Raw genomic sequence first — 19,377 nt, 5'->3', positions numbered from 1 at the left:
AGTCTGCTGTGATTGTCTGGAGTATTGCCAACCAGAAAGGTGGCGTCGGGAAAACCACGACCACGGTAACATTAGCAGGGTTATTAAGTGAGCGTAATAAGCGTGTACTGCTAGTGGATACCGACCCTCACTCATCGTTATCGACATATCTCAACTTTGATGCCGACGCGTTGCCTGTGAGCCTATTTAACTTATTTCAATTAACCGAGATCAACCGCGATACGGTTAAGCCAACGATCCTTAAAACGTCGTTCAAAAACATTGATATTATTCCAGCACATATGTCGCTTGCGACATTGGATAGGGTGATGGGCAACCGAGGTGGCATGGGGCTGATTTTGAAGAAAGCCCTAAGTAGCCTTACCGATGATTACGATTATGTCTTAATTGATTGCCCCCCGATCCTTGGCGTGATGATGGTGAATGCCTTGGCTGCCAGCGATCGTATATTGATCCCGGTACAGACTGAATTCCTCGCCATGAAAGGGCTGGAGCGTATGATGCGTACGCTGCAAATTATGCAAAAATCACGGCCAGCAGGCTTTAAAGTGACAATTGTACCGACGATGTATGATAAGCGAACACGTGCATCATTGCAGACACTGCAAGAGCTGAAATTGCGCTTTCCCGAACAAGTATGGGCATCGGCGGTGCCAATCGATACGAAGTTTCGGGATGCCAGTATCAAGCATATGCCACCGTCGTTATTTGCCCGTAACTGCCGTGGGGTCTTTGCCTACAAAACCTTATTAAATTATTTGGAGCGTTTGGAGCAGGATGAGCGATAATGCACGGCTGTCCAGTGAACAAGCGCTGGATGACTACTTTTTCGACTTGTTGGCCGAGCCGGAGCCTGAGGATAGCCCTGCGCTTAGCAGCACCCTTGAATTCGACGCTAGCACAAGTGAAGAGGTTAATGCTTCTGAAGGGGTTATTGCTTCTGAAAATATTAATGCTTCTGAAGAGAGTAGCAATAAACAGGACTTGCCCAGGCCAGATAACCGAGCGGTATATCAAGATGCTGGGCCTATAATCAAGCCTGTTAGCATCGATAGCACGAATGTTCAATCGGCAGCGCCCTTTGATTTTGATTCGCTTGATCAGGCCCCTCGGCTTGATGAACCGCTTCTCGCCGTAAATGCCTTTAACCCACAAACGACTGAGAAGCATGCACGCCTCTCTTGGTATGAGCCTGATCCCGCTAGCGCTGGGATGGAAGGTGTCCAGCGATTGTTGAGTCAAATGGGTAGTGTTGCGGTAGTTGAACCTGAACCTATTGTTGAGCCCGTCATATCACAAGAAAGCCAGACTGAAACATTGAGTGATGAATGGCAACAGGTGATGGCGCACGACGCGCAAGAGCGCAATGGCACAAGCGGTATTGATGCAGGTGTCGACAATACTACGCTTTCAAGTGCTCCTGACGTATCGGGCCTTGAGAAAGACGACATTGAAGTAGGCAATAATGAATCGCCAATTGTTGAAATTACGTTGAATACGCAGGCGGGCGATGATATTCCCCCCGATAACTGGCAGCAACAGCATCAGTTGGGGAATGAATTTCAGGCCTTATTCTTTGATGTTAATGGCGTAATGTTCGCTGTACCATTGGCCGAGTTAGGTGGAATTCACCAGTTGGGTGATGTAAATCACTTACTTGGACGACCACCATGGTATCTTGGCTTAATGACCAACAGAGAGCACCAGCTTAATGTAGTCGATACTGCGCGCTGGGTGATGCCCGAAAAATTAAACGACGATGAGCATCGCGAACAATATCGTTATCTTGTCATGTTAGGTGATAGTCGGTGGGGGTTAGCGTGTAATACCTTGCAAGGTACTGAAAACCTAACTGAACACAGTGTTCGCTGGCGAGAGAAGGCAGGGAAACGTCCTTGGCTTGCTGGTATGGTAAAAGAAAAAATGTGTGCACTAATTCATGTTAGCGAGCTAATTTCCATGCTTAATGCTGGATTAGATGTAAGGCTGTAAATATTCAAGCTGCAAATTAGGTTAAATGAGGAAACAGCATGTCTCAGGTGAGTGTCGCCGAAATACAAAAAGAAGACGGTAACGATCAGGTACTGCAATGGGTTACTTTCCAATTGGAAGATGAAACATACGGTATCAATGTCATGCAGGTACGTGAAGTACTGCGTTACTCTGAAATTGCCCCTGTACCAGGTGCGCCAGATTATGTACTGGGTATTATCAACCTACGTGGTAACGTTGTGACGGTTATTGATACCCGTTCACGTTTTGGCTTAATGCAGGGTGAAATTTCTGATAATACTCGCATTGTGATCATCGAAGCTGAAAAGCAAGTGATTGGCATTTTAGTGGACAGTGTGGCAGAAGTTGTTTACCTGCGCAGTTCAGAAATTGATAGCACCCCAAGTGTGGGAACTGAAGAAAGTGCTAAATTTATTCAAGGGGTGAGCAACCGCGATGGTGAGCTGCTGATCTTAGTTGACTTGAATAAGTTGCTTTCTGATGACGAATGGGACGACATGGCGTACCTATAATGTTTGAAATGTTGTTGCAATGGTTACCGCTCGCGGTATCTGTATTGGCTGTATTTATTGCATGGCTAATGGTCAAACGCGAGCGTTTGGCACGCCAGGCGCTTGAAGGTAAATTTGCAGCGACGGAAACCGTATTAAAAAATGCCCGTCACCAGCATGAAAGTTTGCTGAAGCAATTTAATGAATTGCGTGCTGGTACAATGGGCATGAGCCAGAAATTGGCGGATATGGCTCAGCATTTAGAAGTGATTGCTGACAGGCAAGGCGAAATGGCCATGCAAGATCCAGATGGCAAGCTTTACAGCCGTGCCAGTAAAATGGTTGAGCTAGGGGCTGACGTAAACGAACTAATGGAAGAGTGCGATCTGCCAAAAGCGGAAGCCGAATTACTGCTTCGTTTACAGCAAAAAATGGCTCAGCCTCGTCGCCGCTAACTAAACCGCCGGTTAAATAGCTTCATCAATACCAGTTAACCCTTCCCACCCGGGCGGGGTTTTTCCGTTTAATAGCCATGAGAAAGCAATGAGCTCGGCAATTACACGGTATAGCGGCTCGGGTATATTGTCGCCAGCGTCTAATTGGTTGAGGTACGCTGATAAAGCTTCGTCTTGGTGAATGAGTCCCCCTTGCTGTTTCACCTGTTCAATTATGTGCTCTGCTAATGCGTCATACCCTTTGGCCGCAACGGTAGGCGTATTTTTGCCATTGTAATGTAAAGCGATCGCGCGTTTAGTCATACTTTCACCAAAATACCTGCTGCTAGAGTGGGCTCTGTTCCGGTTTTAGGAACCACATTAAATTGCACCGATTTAGCAGTAAGGCCAAGTTGCTCTAGACGTGTGAGTAAAAAGGGGCTTAATTGCTCGGTGCGAGTAAGTAAAGCTTGGCTCTGTGACTCAAACTTAAGCCCGAGCTGGTGGCCGCCCCACTCTGCAATGGCCTCAAGATCACTGTTTTCCTCCATGGGTAACGTTAGCCTTACCGTCCAGTTTGGCTTCCCTTGCTCTGGCTGAGACGTTGACTGTGGTTGTCGCTGGATCCACAACTTCGCTTCTTTACCTGTCTGTTGCAGTAACGGCCAATATACCAGTACAGCTTCAGCATCTTTTGTCGCTGGTGGTGGAGCCAGGCGTTGTTCAGCTGCCAGTTTTAGCAGAGCGATAACCTCTTCTTGTTGCTTCAGTGGCAATTGGCCGAGCCATTGTCGCAGTGGACTTTGTGAGTTTTTCGTCTGCAGCAGTAGTTCAGCAAGCGTACTTTTACCAGCACCTTGTTGAAGCCAACGAATAAGATGTGCTTGGTTGGCAGGTAATAATAATTGCGACAAAAGTTGATTGATAGGCGAGGAGGGTGAACCCTTTTCTGCTGTGAAACCGAGAGGCAGAGTTGTAAATAGTCGTTGCAATACATTCATTTGCTGTAATAACTGGTCGATTTGACTTTGTTTGGAATGGTGGGTGTTTGTGGCGGTGCTGTAGGTTGGTTGTTGCTCATTTAAGGAAGAATTTGTGCGCGGTGCAACATTTTTAGAAGTTTTTAATTCATCTTGTGGCACTTTTTTTACATCGACCTGTCCATTTTTAGTCTGTAATTGAATGGACGGCTGATCACTACGAATAGAGTTCACAATAAATAACCTTAGGGAACAGTCAATAGGGTCTTGTCGCTAACAATCGATAGGGCCGCTGTGGTATTATGCAAGCCTAATTGTGTCACTTAGGATACATCATTTTTATGTTGTCTGTTGAAGAGTTAAGTTGTACCCGAGACGAAAGGGTACTGTTCGAGAATTTGCATTTTTCGGTATCAACTGGCGAACTTGTCCAGATTGAAGGCCACAATGGCGCAGGTAAAACCACCTTGCTGCGCATACTTGCAGGGCTCGGGCGAGCAGATGGCGGAAAGGTATGTTGGCACAATGAAAATATTGAAACGGCACGTGAAGACTACCACCAAGATTTATTATTTCTAGGTCATCAAACTGGGGTTAAACGTGAGCTGACGGCTTTTGAAAATTTGGCTTTTTTTGAAACCATGCACGTGAGTAACGAAAGCAGTGACTTGGCCGGAGAGCCAAAAGTCAGTGGTGACAAGAGCTTGTGGCAAGCACTCGCGCAGGTTGGTTTAGCTGGGCGTGAAGATGTGCCAGCAGGTCAGTTGTCTGCGGGGCAACAACGACGTGTCGCATTGGCGCGCTTATGGTTAAGTAACCATAAGCTGTGGATTCTAGACGAACCGCTGACTGCGATTGATAAGCAAGGGGTAAAAGTGCTTGAGCAACTTTTCCTTTCCCATGTGATGCGAGGTGGCATTGTGATTTTAACCACCCACCAAGACATGTTTGCTGATAGCAATCATTTAAGAAAAATAAAATTGGGGCAGTAGGGAAGGGATGATGTTAAGCGCTTTAACACAAGTAATTCGCCGAGAGTTATTGATTGCATTCCGGCGTCAGGCGGATGTTTTTAACCCATTGTGGTTCTTTATTATTGTAATAACGTTGTTTCCGTTAGGAGTAGGCCCAGAGCCGAATCTCTTAGCGCGTATTGCTCCGGGTATTGTGTGGGTTGCAGCACTATTAGCGGCATTATTGTCGATGGAGCGTTTGTTTCGTGATGATTTTGTTGATGGTTCGCTTGAGCAAATGCTGCTTATGCCAACACCGTTACCGGTACTGGCTTTTGCAAAAATGATCGCGCATTGGTTATTAACCGGTGTGCCATTACTGTTGATCAGCCCGTTATTAGCGATTTTGCTGTCATTAGACTGGGCAACGTGGAAAGCCGTTGTGCTTACCCTACTTATCGGCACACCGACGTTAAGTTTTCTAGGCGCTATTGGTGTCGCATTGACTGTCGGTTTGCGAAAAGGTGGTGTTTTATTGAGTTTGCTCATATTGCCGTTGTACATTCCTGTGCTTATATTCGCAACCTCTGCCATCGATGCAGCCAGTTTAGGTATGCCTTACAATGGGCAATTGGCACTGATGGGTGCGATGTTAGTCGGTTCGGCGACCTTATCTCCGTTTGCTGTGGCAGCGTCATTACGTATAAGTGTTCAATAATAAGACATCAATGTGCAATATATGATTACAATTAAGTGTAATTAGCTTTGTCTCATGAGACCGGAACTCATGAGACAATTTGAGCAAGAACAAGGAAGCTGGCGTTATTGTTTTGAATACCCCCTAAGGAGTATTTAACTTGCTTGGCCGATCTGGATAAGTAGGGGCTTATTCCCTGCCTCAATCTGATGGGTCAGCAAAAAATAATGATGATTAACGTTGCTAACGGTGAAGTTTTATCTTGTTTGGAGATACCAAACACCGTTAAGCAAGCGTACTTATAACTATTACATGAGTAGAGCAGAATTATGTGGAAGTGGTTACATCCCTACGCAAAAGCAGAAAATTGCTATCGCCTGTGCGGTACCTTGTTGCCTTGGTTTTCAATCATAGCCTTAGTTTGCATCTTGATTGGGTCGGTTTGGGGGCTAATGTTTGCCCCGACAGATTATCAGCAAGGTGACAGTTTCCGAATCATCTATTTGCATGTGCCTGCAGCCATTTGGTCGATGGGGGCTTATATGTCGATGGCGATTGCTGCATTTATTGGCATCGTTTGGCAAATACGCCTGTCTGAATTAGCGGCACTGGCAATGGCGCCTATAGGTGCTGTGTTTACCGTGATCGCGCTATTAACGGGTGCGATTTGGGGTAAGCCTATGTGGGGCGCATGGTGGGTATGGGATGCTCGCCTAACATCAGAATTAATTTTATTATTCCTCTACCTTGGGGTTATCGCGCTATATAACGCCTTTGACGATCAAAAAACGGCAGCAAAAGCTGCGGGTATTTTGGCGATGGTTGGTGTGATCAACCTGCCGATTATTCACTTTTCAGTCGAGTGGTGGAATACCCTGCACCAAGGTGCAACGATTACTAAATTTGATAAACCATCGATGGACACCAGCATGCTTTGGCCGCTGTTGTTAAACATCGTTGGTTTTGCTTGTTTCTTTGGTGCACTGACTTTGGTTCGCCTACGAAACGAAATTATTGCCCGTGAAAGCCACCGCCCTTGGGTGCGTGAATTGATGAAGTGAGGCCCCTATGCATTTTGATTCTTTTAGTGACTTTTTAGCAATGGGGGGGTATGCCTCCTACGTTTGGGCTGCCTATGGCATTTCATTTGGTATGCTGCTGTGGTTGACCATTGCTAGCCTGACGACCAAGCGTCGTTTATCAGCGGAAATTAAGAATAAAATTGCGCGCGAGCTGCGCATTAAAGAAGCGGAAAAACTGGAGAACACACTATGAACCCGAGACGTAAAAAGCGCCTGACGTTGGTACTGGCGCTAGTCGTTGGCCTCGGTGCAACAATCGGTCTATTGCTGTATGCACTTAATCAAAATATGGATTTGTTCTATACCCCGACGGAACTCGTAAACGGTAAAGCTGATGGTTCAAAACCTTATGTTGGTCAACGCTTACGTATCGGCGGTATGGTGGTTGAAGGCACGGTAAATCGTGATCCTAAATCACTTGAAGTGAGCTTTGATGTTGCTGATGTGGGTCCTTCAGTGACGGTTCGCTACAACGGTATTTTACCGGATCTATTCCGTGAAGGTCAGGGCATTGTCGCGCAGGGTGAGTTGGTTGATCCAACGACGATTGTCGCTCATGAAGTGCTCGCAAAGCATGATGAAGAATACATGCCAAGAGAAGTTGCAGAGGCCATGGAAAGAACACATGAACCGCTGCAATATACAGATAAACAACTACAAGGCAGTACACAATAATGATTGCTGAAATAGGCCATTTTAGTTTGATAGTGGCGTTGGGTCTGTCGATCCTCGTCGCTGTCTATCCTTTATACGGCGCAACGGTGGGTAATCAAGCGCTAATGCGCATGGCTCGCCCGTTAACACACGGTATCTTTGCAATGACATTAGTGTCATTCGTTATTCTGTGCTGGAGCTTTTACACCAACGACTTTACGATCACCTACGTGGCGAGTAACTCGAATTCCATGTTGCCTTGGTACTATCGTATCTCTGCAGTATGGGGTGGCCACGAAGGGTCATTACTGCTTTGGGCTCTGATCCAAGCGGGCTGGGCGGTTGCAGTGGCAATTTATAGCCGCGGTATGCCGCTTGAATCACTGGCGCGTGTACTGTCAGTGATGGGTATGATCGCCATCGGCTTCTTCCTGTTCATCATCGTGACGTCAAACCCGTTTGACCGCACGTTGCCATTCTTCCCGGTTGACGGGCGAGATTTGAATCCATTACTGCAAGATCCGGGTCTGATCATTCACCCGCCATTGCTTTACATGGGTTATGTTGGCTTCTCTGTTGCATTCTCTTTTGCTATTGCATCGTTAATGACAGGTCGTCTTGATACGGCTTGGGCACGTTGGTCACGTCCGTGGACAATTGCTGCATGGTCATTCCTAACACTAGGCATCGCGCTAGGTTCATGGTGGGCTTACTATGAACTTGGCTGGGGTGGCTGGTGGTTCTGGGATCCAGTAGAAAACGCTTCTTTCATGCCTTGGCTTGCGGGTACGGCATTAATGCACTCATTAGCCGTGACAGAAAAACGTGGTTCGTTCAAAGCGTGGACGGTACTACTTGCGATTTCAGCTTTCTCATTGAGCCTATTGGGTACGTTCCTGGTTCGTTCTGGTGTCTTAGTATCGGTTCACGCATTCGCTTCTGATCCGGCGCGTGGCATGTTTATTCTTGGCTTCCTGGTTGTTGTGATCGGTGGCTCGCTATTACTGTACGCACTGCGTGGTGGGCAGATTCGCTCTCGTGGTAACTACAGCCTGTTTTCTCGTGAAAATTTATTATTAGCCAATAACCTATTATTGGTTGCCGCGCTATTGGTTGTGCTGATTGGTACATTGCTACCACTAGTACATAAACAAATTGGCTTAGGTTCAGTGTCGATTGGTGTGCCATTCTTCAATACCTTGTTTACTTGGTTGATGATCCCATTTGCCTTTATTTTGGGTATCGGTCCACTGGTACGTTGGAAACGTGACAGTATTTCTAGCATCAGCAAGCAGATGATGATTTCAGGTGCAGTAACACTGCCTTTTGCTTTCCTCTCGATCAAACTGTTTACTCAGCGCCTTGAGCCAATGGCTGTACTAGGCATGGCAATGGCAACGTGGATTGTTGTAATGCATGGCTTTGAGCTTTATGAGCGCGCCACGCACCGTCATACCTTCGTAAAAGGTTTGGGTAAATTAGGCCGTAGCCACTGGGCGATGGTACTGGGCCATATCGGTTTAGCCGTCAGCGTTATCGGTATCACCCTAGTGTCAAACTATGACATCGAACGTGATGTTCGTTTGGCACCAGGTGAATCAGTGAATGTTCAAGGTTATGACTTCTACTTTGCCGGTCTGCGTGATGCCGATGGTCCTAACTATGACGGTTACATTGCCGATTTCGACATTACTCGTGACGGCAAGGCAGTCACTACTCTGCATGCTGAGAAGCGTTTCTATACGGTAGCGGGCTCAATGATGACAGAGGCCGCGATTGATAGCGGTGTTACTCGTGACCTGTACATTGCTATGGGCGAAAAGCTGGGTGATGGCAAATCATGGGCAGTACGTATTTACTTCAAGCCATTTGTTAACTGGATTTGGTTTGGTTCAGCAATGATGGCGTTGGGCGGTGCATTTGCGATAAGTGATAAGCGCTACCGTTTCCGCAAAACTGCTAAATCGAAGAATAAGTCGTCATCGGCAGAACAAGAGGCAGAGGTGAATTGATGAAAAAATTACTTTTTATTCCGCTGATCGCCTTTTTGGGTCTGGTTGTGATGTTCATGAATCAGCTAAGCCGTAATGCCGGTGGCGATGATCCAACGAAGTTGGAGTCGGTCTTAGTTGGTAAGCCGGTACCAGAATTCAAGCTAGAAGACTTGGTTGAGGCTGGCAAGCTGTATGAGCAAGATATCTTTATTGGTGAGCCTTTACTATTAAACGTATGGGCGACATGGTGTCCGACCTGTTATGCCGAGCATACTTACTTGAACCAGTTGGCCAGTGAAGGCGTAAAGATTATTGGCCTGAACTACAAAGACGAACGTTTAAAAGCCGTACGTTGGCTAAATGAATTGGGTAACCCGTATATTCATAGCTTGTTTGACGGCAACGGCATGCTGGGTATGGATTTAGGCGTATACGGCGCACCTGAAACGTTCCTGATTGATGCGGATGGCATTATTCGCTATCGCCATGTTGGTGATGTAAATGACCGCAATTGGAATGACAAACTCAAGCCAATGTACGATGCGATGATTGAGGAGGCGAAGGGATGATTAAACTTTCTCGACGTTATGCTCAGCTACTGCTTGGGCCGATTTTAGCGCTAAGTGTTGGCGTTGGTGTGATGGCTACATCCGCCACGCCAGCGGTAGCAGCCATTGATATTTTTGAGTTTAAAGACGCACAACAAGAAAAAGACTTTCGTGAGTTGACCATGACACTTCGTTGCCCGAAGTGTCAAAACAACAATATTGCAGACTCAAACGCGGAGCTATCGCAAGATATGCGTGCAAAAGCCTTTGATTTGCTGAATGAAGGTAAGAGCAAGCAAGATGTTGTCGATTATATGATTGCGCGTTACGGTAACTTTGTTACCTATAACCCGCCAATCATGGCGTCGACCATTATCCTGTGGGCCGGCCCTCTCTTGTTTATTGTGATTGGTTTTACTGTACTCGTTGTTCGCTCGCGTAAAACAACCGATGTGCGCGTTGAAGCATCACCGCTGGAAGATGACGAGCAAGAGCGTCTTAAAGCCTTGATGAAAGAAATGGAACAGCAAGAAACAGTAACCCGCGAAGATGGGAAGGTGAAGTAATGACTTTGTTTTGGATGATCACAGCTTTCTTGGTATTGATTGCTGGCGTGTTGTTTGTTGTACCCATGTATAAGGGTAAAGAACAAAATGACGACGAAAGCCGAGATGAGCTAAATAAAGCGTTCTTTAAAGACCGCATGGATGAACTGAAAGAAGAAAACAGCGAAGGCTTGGTGGTAAACCAAGATGAGCTAGTTGCCGAGCTTCAGCAATCGTTATTAGACGATGTACCCGCACAAGCAGCGCAGGCTAAAAGCACGGTTAGTCCGGTAATGCTGATCCCTGGTTTGTTAGTACTGGTGTTTGTTTGTTATGGCATGTACATGCAAACGGGTAGCCTTGATAAAGTTATTGCATGGAAAGAAACCGTTTCACGTTTGCCTGAATTGTCTCAACGTTTGATGGATGAGCAGGGTGCAGACCCGCTTAGCGATCAAGAAATGGACGATATTACGCTCGCACTACGTACGCGTTTACATGACAACCCTGATGATGCCACTGGCTGGTTGCTATTGGGCCGTATCGGCATGGCGAACCGCGATGCCAACACGTCACAGGAAGCGCTTGAGCGTGCTTTCCGTTTAGACCCAAATAATGCAGAAGTACAGTTAAGTTACGCGCAAACGCTAATGATGATTGGCGACCCAGCGCAGAGCGAGCGTGCTCGTCTGTTATTACGTACGGTTATTCAGCAAGATCATACCAACCTACGAGCAATGTCTCTGCTAGCGTTTGATTCGTTTGAAAAAGGCGATTACGAACAAGCTGTTGCTTATTGGACCATGATGAAAAAGCTGGTCGGTGAAGACGATTCGCGTGCTGAAATGCTGAATCGCAGTATTGAACGTGCACAGGCGCAGCAGAGTCAAGGTGAGAACACCGCAACCTCGGTATCTGTAACCGTCGAATTAGCTCCGAATGTTACACTACCGCCACAAGGATTGGTGTTTGTCTCTGTCCACTCCTCAGACGGCTCACCAATGCCGATTGCAGCGAAGCGTCTACCGTTATCGGCATTCCCGCTAACCTTAACGCTGGATGATAACGATAGCATGATCCCTGAGCGTCCAATGACATCATTGCCTGAGTATATTATCAAAGCACGTATCGATGCTGATGGTAGCTTAATGAGCAAAGAGGGCGATTGGTACGGCCAGAGTGAAGTCGTTGTGTTAGGCGACTCTACTAACGTAACCATTGATAAACAGTATTGATATAACAAATTAGTGCTGCGCCCCAAACCATAAACTGGTAAATTGTTAACAGGCTGAATACTATTGTAGTATTCAGCCTGTTTTATATTTACGGTACTCGTCATAATATATCGCGGGGAAGGTTGTATGATGGTTAGCATAGATGCTATGAATAAGGTGCTATATATATGTGTGTAATCAAAGGGTTGAGACAATCACATCGCTATGGATAAGGCATTGAGCAGAAAACATCATATCGTACTCTTTAGCGTATTCGCTTTAACAGCGTGTGCCGGCTCATCGCGTGAGGAATCGCATGAGTCAAACGTAGAGCCCGCCACCACAGAACCGCAGGTGCAGGTAATCGTGCAGCCTCAGGAAGAGACTGTCGTTATCAATACGACAGCAGTCGAAAGTGACGCGTTTGATGAAGAAACCGATGCAGAGCTTGAAGCGGAAATTTATGAAGAGCTTGAAGCCAGCGGTGGCGAATACAATGTCTCGGGCGTTTATGATCCCTTAGAAGGCTTTAACCGCGCGATGTGGGATCTTAATTACAACTACCTAGACCCATATCTAGCCCGTCCAGTTTCACTGGCGTATGTCGACTATACCCCGTCGGCGTTACGAACGGGGATAAAAAACTTCCTCGCTAATCTGGATGAACCCGCCAGCATGGTGAATAGCATCATCATGTTAGAAGGTGAGCAAGCCGTTACGCATTTTAACCGCTTCTGGATCAATACTACCTTTGGTATCGCTGGCTTAATTGATATTGCTTCTGCTGCCGATATCCGTAAACCTTCAGAACGTGCCTTTGGTGATTCAATGGGTTACTACGGTGTAGGTAACGGCCCATACTTTATGGTTCCATTGTATGGCCCTGTCACACTACGTGAAGGCGTTGGCGATACCGTCGACGGCTTATATTTTCCGCTTACCCTGCTTAACTTCTGGCAAGGCCTAGGCAAATGGGCTTTCGAAGGCATGGAAGATCGCGCCGCACTGGTACAGCAAGAAGCCTTATTGAGTGACTCTCCTGATCCGTATATCTTTACCCGAGATGCCTACATTCAAAATAAGAACTTCCGTGCACAAGGCAGTAAAATCCTAGATGAAGAGCCTGTTGATGAAGAGTATTTGGATGATTTCTTGGATGAAATAGAGGAATACTAAAATGGGTTGCTAGGAAATAAAGTATCTAGGAAGAGCAAGATACTTTATTTCGTTTAACTTTGGTCATATTTTTCAGGTTGGTATAAATTAAGTGGAATATAAAAAGTTAAATGTATGGCAACAAAGCTTTGATCTTGCCGTTAATGTACATCAAGCGATTAATCACTGCCGTGATTTTGGCTTTAAAGATCAAATAAGGCGTTCTGCTGTATCGGTACCTTCAAATATTGCGGAAGGTGAAGAACGTGAAACGATAAAAGAATCTGTACGCTTTTTATATTATGCCAAAGGTTCTTGCGGTGAATTAGTGACACAATTAATGTTAGCAAAAGAGTTTGGTTATATTGAGCCACAAAAAGTTGAATCTTTACTATCAAGTGCCATAAGAGTGAGTAAAATGATTGCAGGCTTAATTAAATACAGGAGTGGAAATGTCAGGGAAGAGCATGGCACTTATGATATCTTGAATTAATATTCTCCCCAGAACCCAGAACCCAGAACCCAGAACCCAGAACCCAGAATATGCTTTTTCTCAACAACGACTTAATTTCTATTTTCAACCAGACATTCCTCCACTCATATAACACTGAGCTTGTACTCGGTGGTGATGAACCTATTTATCTACCAGCTGACGATGCCAACCTTCATCATCGAATCATCTTTGCGCGCGGCTATTTCGCATCGGCGTTGCATGAAATAGCACATTGGTGCATTGCAGGCGAGAAGCGCCGATTATTGGAAGATTATGGCTATTGGTATGAACCTGATGGCCGTACAGCAGCGGTGCAAGCAGAGTTTGAAAAGGTAGAAATTAAGCCCCAAGCCATTGAATGGATTCTGGCGGCTAGCTGCGGTTTTCGCTTTAGAGTGAGTTGTGATAATCTGAGCGGCAATTGTGAGCCAGATAGAATCGGCTTCACCAACAAAGTACGCGAGCAAGTATTGGCATACCTTGAACAAGGCATTCCAGTACGCGCATTAACCTTATCGAATGCGTTGCGTAAATTTTATCAGGTTGAAGCATTACAACCGACAGACTTTGAGAGAGAAGCATGATTCAGCAATATGAAGAACAGCTGTTAACCCAGATCGACCAAATGGTTGAGACAGCATCAGACGATGAGCTATTTGCTGGTGGTTACCTTCGAGGTCATATTTCGTTATCAGCTGCGAGCTGCGAGTTAGCGGGTAAAGCGGACATTAACATGATGAATGAAGCCGTTGATTCAAGCTTGTCTGCTGCACAATCTGAGTTAACGCCAGCCGATCAACTGATTGTCAAAGATATGTGGCAGCAGTTAAAACAAGCTTAATACGAAGAATATGATATTATTTTGACAAAAAAGCACCTATGGGTGCTTTTTTTCTATTGCTATTTAGCCACATTGCCTAACTATTTGTACCTCTTTGTTTGCACTTAGTTATTTGCACTTAGGTATTTTCGTTTATAGTCTGATGACCGTGCGAAAATAAAGGTAGGAATAATAACGAAAATGATACCTAAAGCAAAAATAAGGTTCTCATTTGCTAACAGTTGGTAGCAGCTAACCATAAACACACTCAATGTTAGCAACATATTAAATATATGAATGAGTGGATGATTAACAGAGAAATTAGCATATACCCTGAACATGCATTTCGCCTCTTCTATTTATATCGCCATTTAATTGACGTAATGGTTTGTCGTATAAGATAGTCGCGCCAATTGATTGGCGTCGTAGTTATACATATAATATAATCTATTATTGACATGCTTGATAATAAAAAAATGTTTATTTAGCAAAATGTCACACTTTTTATTTAAGGTTTTTATTTTCAATTTTAATTATTAAATTAATAGCCATGATTAAAGTTAATCTCTTGCTTTTGTTTTTAACTGAATATTTTAGTGGTTTTATAGTTAGTCATTGAATTAATTAAGTTTATACTTCTTGGTTAGAAAATACGCCCACACAATGAAACAAAGCTCACTTAGTCTTGTTGCGGATAAATATAATCATAAGCATGCAGGTTTATATCTGTTAGTATAGGTTGCTATTACATGCATATATATTATTCTAGTGCCAAGTTTATATAGCATCTGTGCATTGATTGTTGGGCTTGAAGTGAATTATTAGGCTAAAAGTGAATGGTTAGGCAATATCAATTTTAGCTCTCAATAATAAAAATGGTTAAATGCCGACGTCAGCATTTAACCATTTATTTGTTTTCTACATATCGACGGCTGATAGCCGCTAGTTAGTCTACTGCTTTACGCCCATACCACGGTGAACGAGCATCGGTCACACTGTAAAGCTGGTGTTTGCGATTGAGCATTTGCCCACCGTCGCGGGTAAGTGGCATCCAAGATATTGTTGCCCGATTATTACTTGGTTTCACCGTCATAATGTCAAACGGTATCGAGATATAGAAGCCTTTGCTATAGCTACCTTCGCCATACTCTTCACTCGACATATCAGTAAAAGTAGCAAATGCCCCTGCGATAACCCCACTATCAAACTGCTTCGAGAAGTCGATAGTTACGCCGACATCTTCTGCAAGGTATTTACCGGCACTGACTTTAAATAATGTATTGGGTAACCATTCCCACTGCGGTTGATAATAGGCTGTCGCTTGACCGGTAAGCGTACCTGTTTGCACGCGGTAATCACGGCCAGTGAAAGAGTCGAACTGTACTTCTTCGGTGAAGAAGCCAAATTGTGATTCAGGATCACGCTGAATCGCATAGTTAGCGTCTATACCAAACGCCCAGTTCGAACCTAATGGGCGATAAAGTAGTTCACCACCAGCCCCGCCGAACATGGTTTCTAAATAACCGCCATAAGCTTGGGTATACCAGTTGTCGCCAAATTTATCCATCCAGGTTAGCTGTAAATTATCCATACGAACGGGGTTTTCGTTAATGTACTGGCGCACTAAGGTACGAACCCGTAGGTTATTTGTCCCATCTGGTGGTACCTCGTACAGAAATTTATCATAGTTATCGTAAATATTGACGTAGACCGATCCGCCTAACTCAACATTGTTACCGAACCAATAACTGGCACCGGCGTTCACACCAATATTAAATAAGTAGAAGTCTTCTGAACTACCAATCGATTGCTGTAACGTCGGGGAAATACTCACATCCCAGTTTTTACTTGGTTCGGCTATGCGTTGGCCTTCTGGTTCATTTGGTGAGTAAACCACTGTACTGTCACCAATGTTCGCTCCTATGTAGCTAACTTGTGCAACATCCGCAAATTTAGCGGTATCAATGCGGGTTTCAGTCACGGGTTGATGATTGGTTGTCTCAATAATACGATATTCGGCAACCGGCTCACTGTGGTTGGCCAATACAGTCGCTGCACGCAAATGTGCTTCACTGCGATCTCGGTATTTTTTCTGGTTAGCAACAATCGTTAGTTGATCATCACCTTTATATATTGACAGATCATCGTAGCCCGCGATTTTTTCTAGCTCATCGGCTAGTACTAGATATTCCGCATCGCTAATTTCATCGTCATTTTGTTTCGGTTGATAAGCGGGTACCGGTTCATCGTGCCAACTGGCTTTTAAATCGTTGAAGTTTGTGCGTAGCGTGAAACCAAAGGTCCAGGTATTACCGCGTTCATAACTGGCTCGAATATCCCCCCAGTTGCCCAAGCGGTATAGAGCACCATAGTTAAACTTACTGTCTTGTGGCATGTCGGTAGAGCCTGAGGTGACAGGTCTATCGCCTTTATAGTCATTACCGTCGTATTCTAGTTTGAAGCGTAGGGGCATCCAAGGTGTTTGATATTCTAGCCCACCATAAACAGCGGCAGGGCCTTTAAAGAAACTATCAAACTCGGTCATACCACCGCTGCCTGATGTACCAGTAGGGCGTTCACAGAATTTATCTGACGCTTTACAAAAAGGGTTAGTGATATTGCCACTGTTACCCATGTAGCCCCAAGCGACACCTAAAGTTGCATCAACCGGGCCAAAGCGCTTCGTTGCGGCAACATATTCACCATCGAACAAGCCTGTTCCGGCAAAATCACGCACACCGACTGAGGTTTCTGGCAGCCAATAGCTTTCTTGCCAAAGGCGAATTTTAAAATCCATGCCTTTGTCCGTTAAAGTGCTGGTGCCACAAAAGCTGGGGTCGTTACAATACAGAAGGTCTTGTAGTTGGGTGTATCGAATATTGGCTTCCAGCCAAGGGAAAAGTTGTAAGGTTGCAGTGTAATGATGGTAGTTTTCATTCACCGTGGCCTGTACATTGAATTCACCTTCAGGTGCCATCCGGCCTGTCGGCATTTGCATTAAGCCAACACCACCAAAATCAGACATGGAAGGCTGTAGAGTTGGGTAACTGAGGTTATTTGCTTGAGCATGCCAAATGGGCAGTAGCGCCAAACTAATAGCAGAAAGGCGGCTGGCAACGGCAAGCGAGGGAGTAGACTTCTTCATTACAGCGCACTATTCCTTAGTAAGGCCAGCATGTCTTCATTCAATGATTTTGCTCCCTTTGGTAGCGAAGTAAACGGCATATAAATAAGGGCACCAGCGGCTAAATCCATGTGTTTGAAATTCCAATAAGCAATGGGGTGTTTTTCAATGTTACCATCGGGTTGAATAACCCAAGAGAAGCTATTTTCTGAGTCATCAAAAACACGAATATTGGCAAGGTAATCCCGGGCGCTATAACGGCTCGTCCAAGGCTGTATTGACCATATTCGTGTGTCGTTAGTATTTGAAAAAAACTCGCCGACAACTGCCCCGACAACAGTGACGTGTTTTGGTCTGGTGGGTAAAACCAATAGCATGTTTTGGTTAATTAACGGATTCATATTCGAATTTACTCGAACGGCATCATAATCAAGCCCCGAAAGTAATTTCTTTTTGGCGGGCAAAGATTCAATCCATAGCGCGAGGTTATCAAGTGCTTTGCGTTCAGCCTCGTTACTATTCGTTTGCTTTATAAGGTCAAGTTGTTTTAATACCGAATATTGTAGTTGTTCAATTTCATCGGCATTTTTTTGTGTATAAAGCGCAGAGGCAGGCCAATAGAGTGAGGCATTAACAGCTATTTTATCTGTCGGGATCTGTTCAATATTCACAATAGTATCGGCGAGTATTTGGTTAACCCTTACCGAGCTGGAGTAGTGCAGCTGTAATTGCTTCGGTGCTGAAAGTGCATGGGCAACATAAATATTAACGTCGTTACTTGCGGTAACCGCGATATTTGGCTGATGAGAGACCGTGTCAGCATAAACGCTTTGGCTATAAACTAAGCCAATAGCCAAACTGCTAAAGAGTAATCGCGGCAGCAGTACTATGTATCTTGTGGGAAATGAAGAAAACATTCCGTATTTATCCTCATGAAAAAGGTTTTAATAACGTGATATCGATGTAGGGTAAATTGGGCGCAATTTTCTGACGACTTTTAAGCACGTTACCGTTTTGTGGGTCGATCCAAAAATCATTGTCGTAGCGAATATCTGTTTTTGAAACAAAAACTGATTCAACAAAATGTAATGCAGTGACAGGACGTTCACTAATTAGAATGACTTGCTCGCCTTGCAAAGTGAATTGTGAATTCAATTCATAGCCAAAATGGTAATTGGGCTGCCAATCAATGGTACGTTGCCAAACAAGTGGGGTCGACGTCTTATGTAAGCCCAACCGAATTGGATCTATTTGTTCACTGGTACTTGCAATAAGGTTTCCCTGCGGAATATTCAGGGTTTTTACCAAGCGTCCATACTCGGTAGTTAACATACCTTTATCTGCAGAAAGCCATTTTAACTGTAAAGGTGGCGTGATCACGGCATTGTCATTTGCTGCTTCAGAGCCGAAACGAGGCTTATTTTCGGCTAAAGCTAACACCATAAAAGCTTGAGGACCGTCATCAATTTGAGCATAAATGCTAGCATAGGGCAGGTTCTGAATGTCGTCACCAGTCATTATTGCATCGGGTTCGCCGAAGAGCGCGAGCTTCATTGTGTCATTCACATCATTGAACTTCTGACTGCAGCCCAATAATAACGTGGTATAAAGCGCAATAAAAGCGTATTGGATAGACCGTGATATAAACGGCGAATGCATGAAAAGCATAAAGGCATGGTTAACTCGAGACATTACATAGCATCCAAGTTGCTAAAAAAAGCGAAAGCCAGCTCTGATACCTTAAGCGGGCTTGTGATTTTTTGTTCATTCTGAAGCAATATTTAAATAAATAAGTAAAAGGTAAAGAATAATAGACAGCAGAATACGATATTCTGCTGTCTATACAGCACACGTTATTAACCTTGTGAGGTAATCGTCGTGGTGTTGTTATTGTTGTTACCTGATGAGTCAGCAACCGCGACAGCAGCAACAGCGACAGCAACGCCAGCCGCAACGGCTGTTGCCGTAATACCGCCAGCTGCAGCAGCTGTTGCACCTGCAGTACCTGCGGCTGCGCCTGTTGAGGTTGCTGCCGTTGTTGTTGCTGTGGTCGTTGCCGTACCAGTACTACCCGCAGTACCCGCAGTTGCGCCCGTTTCAGTTGCTGCAAACGCAGAGCTAGCCATAGTCATTGCCGCAAGCAGGGCTATTGTGGTTTTTTTCATACTATTCCCTTATGT

At 45.0% G+C, this 19,377-nt stretch carries 23 protein-coding genes; 17 read left to right on the top strand and 6 right to left on the bottom strand.

All coding sequences use genetic code 11. From position 1 onward, the window contains the following. Nucleotides 1-8: 8 nt before the first annotated feature. Genes L4D78_RS03840 through L4D78_RS03825 form a run of 4 tightly spaced genes read left to right on the top strand, consistent with a single transcriptional unit; the run spans nt 9 to nt 2,959 of the window. Nucleotides 9-788, top strand: coding sequence for a ParA family protein (locus L4D78_RS03840; protein ID WP_428465732.1), 780 nt, complete (start codon nt 9-11; stop codon nt 786-788). Then, nucleotides 778-1,992 (top strand): chemotaxis protein CheW, encoded by a 1,215-nt coding sequence (locus L4D78_RS03835; protein WP_428465731.1) that lies wholly within the window; start codon nt 778-780, stop codon nt 1,990-1,992. The genes L4D78_RS03840 and L4D78_RS03835 overlap by 11 nt, the downstream gene beginning before the upstream one ends. 38 nt (nt 1,993-2,030) lie before the next feature. Beyond that, nucleotides 2,031-2,525, top strand: coding sequence for a chemotaxis protein CheW (locus L4D78_RS03830; protein ID WP_428456118.1), 495 nt, complete (start codon nt 2,031-2,033; stop codon nt 2,523-2,525). Then, nucleotides 2,525-2,959 (top strand): DUF2802 domain-containing protein, encoded by a 435-nt coding sequence (locus L4D78_RS03825; protein WP_428465730.1) that lies wholly within the window; start codon nt 2,525-2,527, stop codon nt 2,957-2,959. The genes L4D78_RS03830 and L4D78_RS03825 overlap by 1 nt, the downstream gene beginning before the upstream one ends. Before the next feature lie 12 nt (nt 2,960-2,971). On the opposite strand, the gene L4D78_RS03820 is transcribed toward L4D78_RS03825, so the two are convergent. Continuing rightward, nucleotides 2,972-3,262 carry an EscU/YscU/HrcU family type III secretion system export apparatus switch protein gene (locus L4D78_RS03820; protein ID WP_428465729.1) on the bottom strand — a complete coding sequence of 97 codons (291 nt, stop codon included), beginning with the start codon at nt 3,260-3,262 and terminating at the stop codon, nt 2,972-2,974. Continuing rightward, nucleotides 3,259-4,152 carry a hypothetical protein gene (locus L4D78_RS03815; protein ID WP_428465728.1) on the bottom strand — a complete coding sequence of 298 codons (894 nt, stop codon included), beginning with the start codon at nt 4,150-4,152 and terminating at the stop codon, nt 3,259-3,261. Before L4D78_RS03815 ends, L4D78_RS03820 begins: the two co-directional genes overlap by 4 nt. Before the next feature lie 107 nt (nt 4,153-4,259). Here L4D78_RS03815 and ccmA point away from each other — a divergent pair, with 107 nt between their 5' ends. The 13 genes from ccmA to L4D78_RS03750 all read left to right on the top strand — a co-directional run bounded on the left by ccmA (nt 4,260) and on the right by L4D78_RS03750 (nt 14,094). Then, entirely contained in the window at nt 4,260-4,910 is a 651-nt protein-coding gene (ccmA, locus tag L4D78_RS03810) for a cytochrome c biogenesis heme-transporting ATPase CcmA (protein ID WP_428465727.1), read from the top strand. A gap of 10 nt (nt 4,911-4,920) precedes the next feature. Beyond that, the gene (gene ccmB / locus L4D78_RS03805) at nt 4,921-5,589 is read left to right on the top strand and encodes a heme exporter protein CcmB (RefSeq protein ID WP_428456123.1); all 669 of its coding nucleotides are present in this window, start codon (nt 4,921-4,923) and stop codon (nt 5,587-5,589) included. A gap of 308 nt (nt 5,590-5,897) precedes the next feature. Then, complete coding sequence (locus L4D78_RS03800) at nt 5,898-6,629, top strand: heme ABC transporter permease (RefSeq protein WP_428465726.1); 732 nt, start codon at nt 5,898-5,900, stop codon at nt 6,627-6,629. 7 nt (nt 6,630-6,636) lie between these two features. Further along, the gene (ccmD, locus tag L4D78_RS03795; protein ID WP_428465725.1) at nt 6,637-6,843 is read left to right on the top strand and encodes a heme exporter protein CcmD; all 207 of its coding nucleotides are present in this window, start codon (nt 6,637-6,639) and stop codon (nt 6,841-6,843) included. Continuing rightward, nucleotides 6,840-7,325: a cytochrome c maturation protein CcmE gene (ccmE, locus tag L4D78_RS03790; RefSeq protein WP_428465724.1), complete on the top strand. Its 486-nt coding sequence runs from the start codon at nt 6,840-6,842 to the stop codon at nt 7,323-7,325. Before ccmD ends, ccmE begins: the two co-directional genes overlap by 4 nt. Next, nucleotides 7,325-9,316 (top strand): heme lyase CcmF/NrfE family subunit, encoded by a 1,992-nt coding sequence (locus L4D78_RS03785; protein ID WP_428465723.1) that lies wholly within the window; start codon nt 7,325-7,327, stop codon nt 9,314-9,316. The genes ccmE and L4D78_RS03785 overlap by 1 nt, the downstream gene beginning before the upstream one ends. Further along, nucleotides 9,313-9,867, top strand: coding sequence for a DsbE family thiol:disulfide interchange protein (locus L4D78_RS03780; RefSeq protein ID WP_428465722.1), 555 nt, complete (start codon nt 9,313-9,315; stop codon nt 9,865-9,867). Before L4D78_RS03785 ends, L4D78_RS03780 begins: the two co-directional genes overlap by 4 nt. Before the next feature lie 71 nt (nt 9,868-9,938). After that, entirely contained in the window at nt 9,939-10,412 is a 474-nt protein-coding gene (locus tag L4D78_RS03775; RefSeq protein ID WP_428465898.1) for a cytochrome c-type biogenesis protein, read from the top strand. Continuing rightward, nucleotides 10,412-11,626 (top strand): c-type cytochrome biogenesis protein CcmI, encoded by a 1,215-nt coding sequence (gene ccmI, locus L4D78_RS03770; protein ID WP_428465721.1) that lies wholly within the window; start codon nt 10,412-10,414, stop codon nt 11,624-11,626. The genes L4D78_RS03775 and ccmI overlap by 1 nt, the downstream gene beginning before the upstream one ends. Nucleotides 11,627-11,998: 372 nt before the next feature. Further along, nucleotides 11,999-12,781 carry an MlaA family lipoprotein gene (locus L4D78_RS03765; protein ID WP_428465897.1) on the top strand — a complete coding sequence of 261 codons (783 nt, stop codon included), beginning with the start codon at nt 11,999-12,001 and terminating at the stop codon, nt 12,779-12,781. A gap of 91 nt (nt 12,782-12,872) precedes the next feature. Beyond that, the gene (locus L4D78_RS03760) at nt 12,873-13,253 is read left to right on the top strand and encodes a four helix bundle protein (protein ID WP_428465720.1); all 381 of its coding nucleotides are present in this window, start codon (nt 12,873-12,875) and stop codon (nt 13,251-13,253) included. 50 nt (nt 13,254-13,303) lie between these two features. Next, on the top strand, nt 13,304-13,837 hold the full coding sequence (locus tag L4D78_RS03755; RefSeq protein ID WP_428465719.1) for an elongation factor P hydroxylase: 534 nt from the start codon (nt 13,304-13,306) through the stop codon (nt 13,835-13,837). Next, the gene (locus L4D78_RS03750) at nt 13,834-14,094 is read left to right on the top strand and encodes a YfcL family protein (protein ID WP_428465718.1); all 261 of its coding nucleotides are present in this window, start codon (nt 13,834-13,836) and stop codon (nt 14,092-14,094) included. Before L4D78_RS03755 ends, L4D78_RS03750 begins: the two co-directional genes overlap by 4 nt. 925 nt (nt 14,095-15,019) lie before the next feature. Here L4D78_RS03750 and L4D78_RS03745 read toward each other — a convergent pair. The 4 genes from L4D78_RS03745 to L4D78_RS03730 all read right to left on the bottom strand — a co-directional run bounded on the left by L4D78_RS03745 (nt 15,020) and on the right by L4D78_RS03730 (nt 19,362). Beyond that, nucleotides 15,020-17,218: a YjbH domain-containing protein gene (locus L4D78_RS03745; protein WP_428465717.1), complete on the bottom strand. Its 2,199-nt coding sequence runs from the start codon at nt 17,216-17,218 to the stop codon at nt 15,020-15,022. Continuing rightward, nucleotides 17,218-18,114, bottom strand: coding sequence for a capsule biosynthesis GfcC family protein (locus tag L4D78_RS03740; protein WP_428465716.1), 897 nt, complete (start codon nt 18,112-18,114; stop codon nt 17,218-17,220). Before L4D78_RS03740 ends, L4D78_RS03745 begins: the two co-directional genes overlap by 1 nt. Nucleotides 18,115-18,127: 13 nt before the next feature. Beyond that, on the bottom strand, nt 18,128-18,889 hold the full coding sequence (locus L4D78_RS03735) for a YjbF family lipoprotein (RefSeq protein ID WP_428465715.1): 762 nt from the start codon (nt 18,887-18,889) through the stop codon (nt 18,128-18,130). A gap of 164 nt (nt 18,890-19,053) precedes the next feature. Beyond that, the gene (locus tag L4D78_RS03730) at nt 19,054-19,362 is read right to left on the bottom strand and encodes a hypothetical protein (protein ID WP_428465714.1); all 309 of its coding nucleotides are present in this window, start codon (nt 19,360-19,362) and stop codon (nt 19,054-19,056) included. Nucleotides 19,363-19,377 lie beyond the last annotated feature (15 nt).

It is taken from the genome of Photobacterium minamisatsumaniensis (assembly GCF_050336695.1).
Classification (GTDB): Bacteria; Pseudomonadota; Gammaproteobacteria; order Enterobacterales; family Vibrionaceae; genus Photobacterium; species Photobacterium minamisatsumaniensis.
This window is presented reverse-complemented; position numbering and strand designations above follow the sequence as displayed.

Bases quoted from the DNA above. Each gene is read 5' to 3' on its own strand.
- L4D78_RS03835 (WP_428465731.1), top strand. From the start codon at position 778: ATGAGCGATAATGCACGGCTGTCCAGTGAACAAGCGCTGGATGACTAC.
- L4D78_RS03830 (WP_428456118.1), top strand. From the start codon at position 2,031: ATGTCTCAGGTGAGTGTCGCCGAAATACAAAAAGAAGACGGTAACGAT.
- L4D78_RS03825 (WP_428465730.1), top strand. From the start codon at position 2,525: ATGTTTGAAATGTTGTTGCAATGGTTACCGCTCGCGGTATCTGTATTG.
- L4D78_RS03820 (WP_428465729.1), bottom strand. From the start codon at position 3,262: ATGACTAAACGCGCGATCGCTTTACATTACAATGGCAAAAATACGCCT.
- ccmA (WP_428465727.1), top strand. From the start codon at position 4,260: ATGTTGTCTGTTGAAGAGTTAAGTTGTACCCGAGACGAAAGGGTACTG.
- ccmB (WP_428456123.1), top strand. From the start codon at position 4,921: ATGTTAAGCGCTTTAACACAAGTAATTCGCCGAGAGTTATTGATTGCA.
- L4D78_RS03800 (WP_428465726.1), top strand. From the start codon at position 5,898: ATGTGGAAGTGGTTACATCCCTACGCAAAAGCAGAAAATTGCTATCGC.
- ccmD (WP_428465725.1), top strand. From the start codon at position 6,637: ATGCATTTTGATTCTTTTAGTGACTTTTTAGCAATGGGGGGGTATGCC.
- ccmE (WP_428465724.1), top strand. From the start codon at position 6,840: ATGAACCCGAGACGTAAAAAGCGCCTGACGTTGGTACTGGCGCTAGTC.
- L4D78_RS03785 (WP_428465723.1), top strand. From the start codon at position 7,325: ATGATTGCTGAAATAGGCCATTTTAGTTTGATAGTGGCGTTGGGTCTG.
- L4D78_RS03775 (WP_428465898.1), top strand. From the start codon at position 9,939: ATGGCTACATCCGCCACGCCAGCGGTAGCAGCCATTGATATTTTTGAG.
- ccmI (WP_428465721.1), top strand. From the start codon at position 10,412: ATGACTTTGTTTTGGATGATCACAGCTTTCTTGGTATTGATTGCTGGC.
- L4D78_RS03755 (WP_428465719.1), top strand. From the start codon at position 13,304: ATGCTTTTTCTCAACAACGACTTAATTTCTATTTTCAACCAGACATTC.
- L4D78_RS03750 (WP_428465718.1), top strand. From the start codon at position 13,834: ATGATTCAGCAATATGAAGAACAGCTGTTAACCCAGATCGACCAAATG.
- L4D78_RS03745 (WP_428465717.1), bottom strand. From the start codon at position 17,218: ATGAAGAAGTCTACTCCCTCGCTTGCCGTTGCCAGCCGCCTTTCTGCT.
- L4D78_RS03740 (WP_428465716.1), bottom strand. From the start codon at position 18,114: ATGTTTTCTTCATTTCCCACAAGATACATAGTACTGCTGCCGCGATTA.
- L4D78_RS03735 (WP_428465715.1), bottom strand. From the start codon at position 18,889: ATGTCTCGAGTTAACCATGCCTTTATGCTTTTCATGCATTCGCCGTTT.
- L4D78_RS03730 (WP_428465714.1), bottom strand. From the start codon at position 19,362: ATGAAAAAAACCACAATAGCCCTGCTTGCGGCAATGACTATGGCTAGC.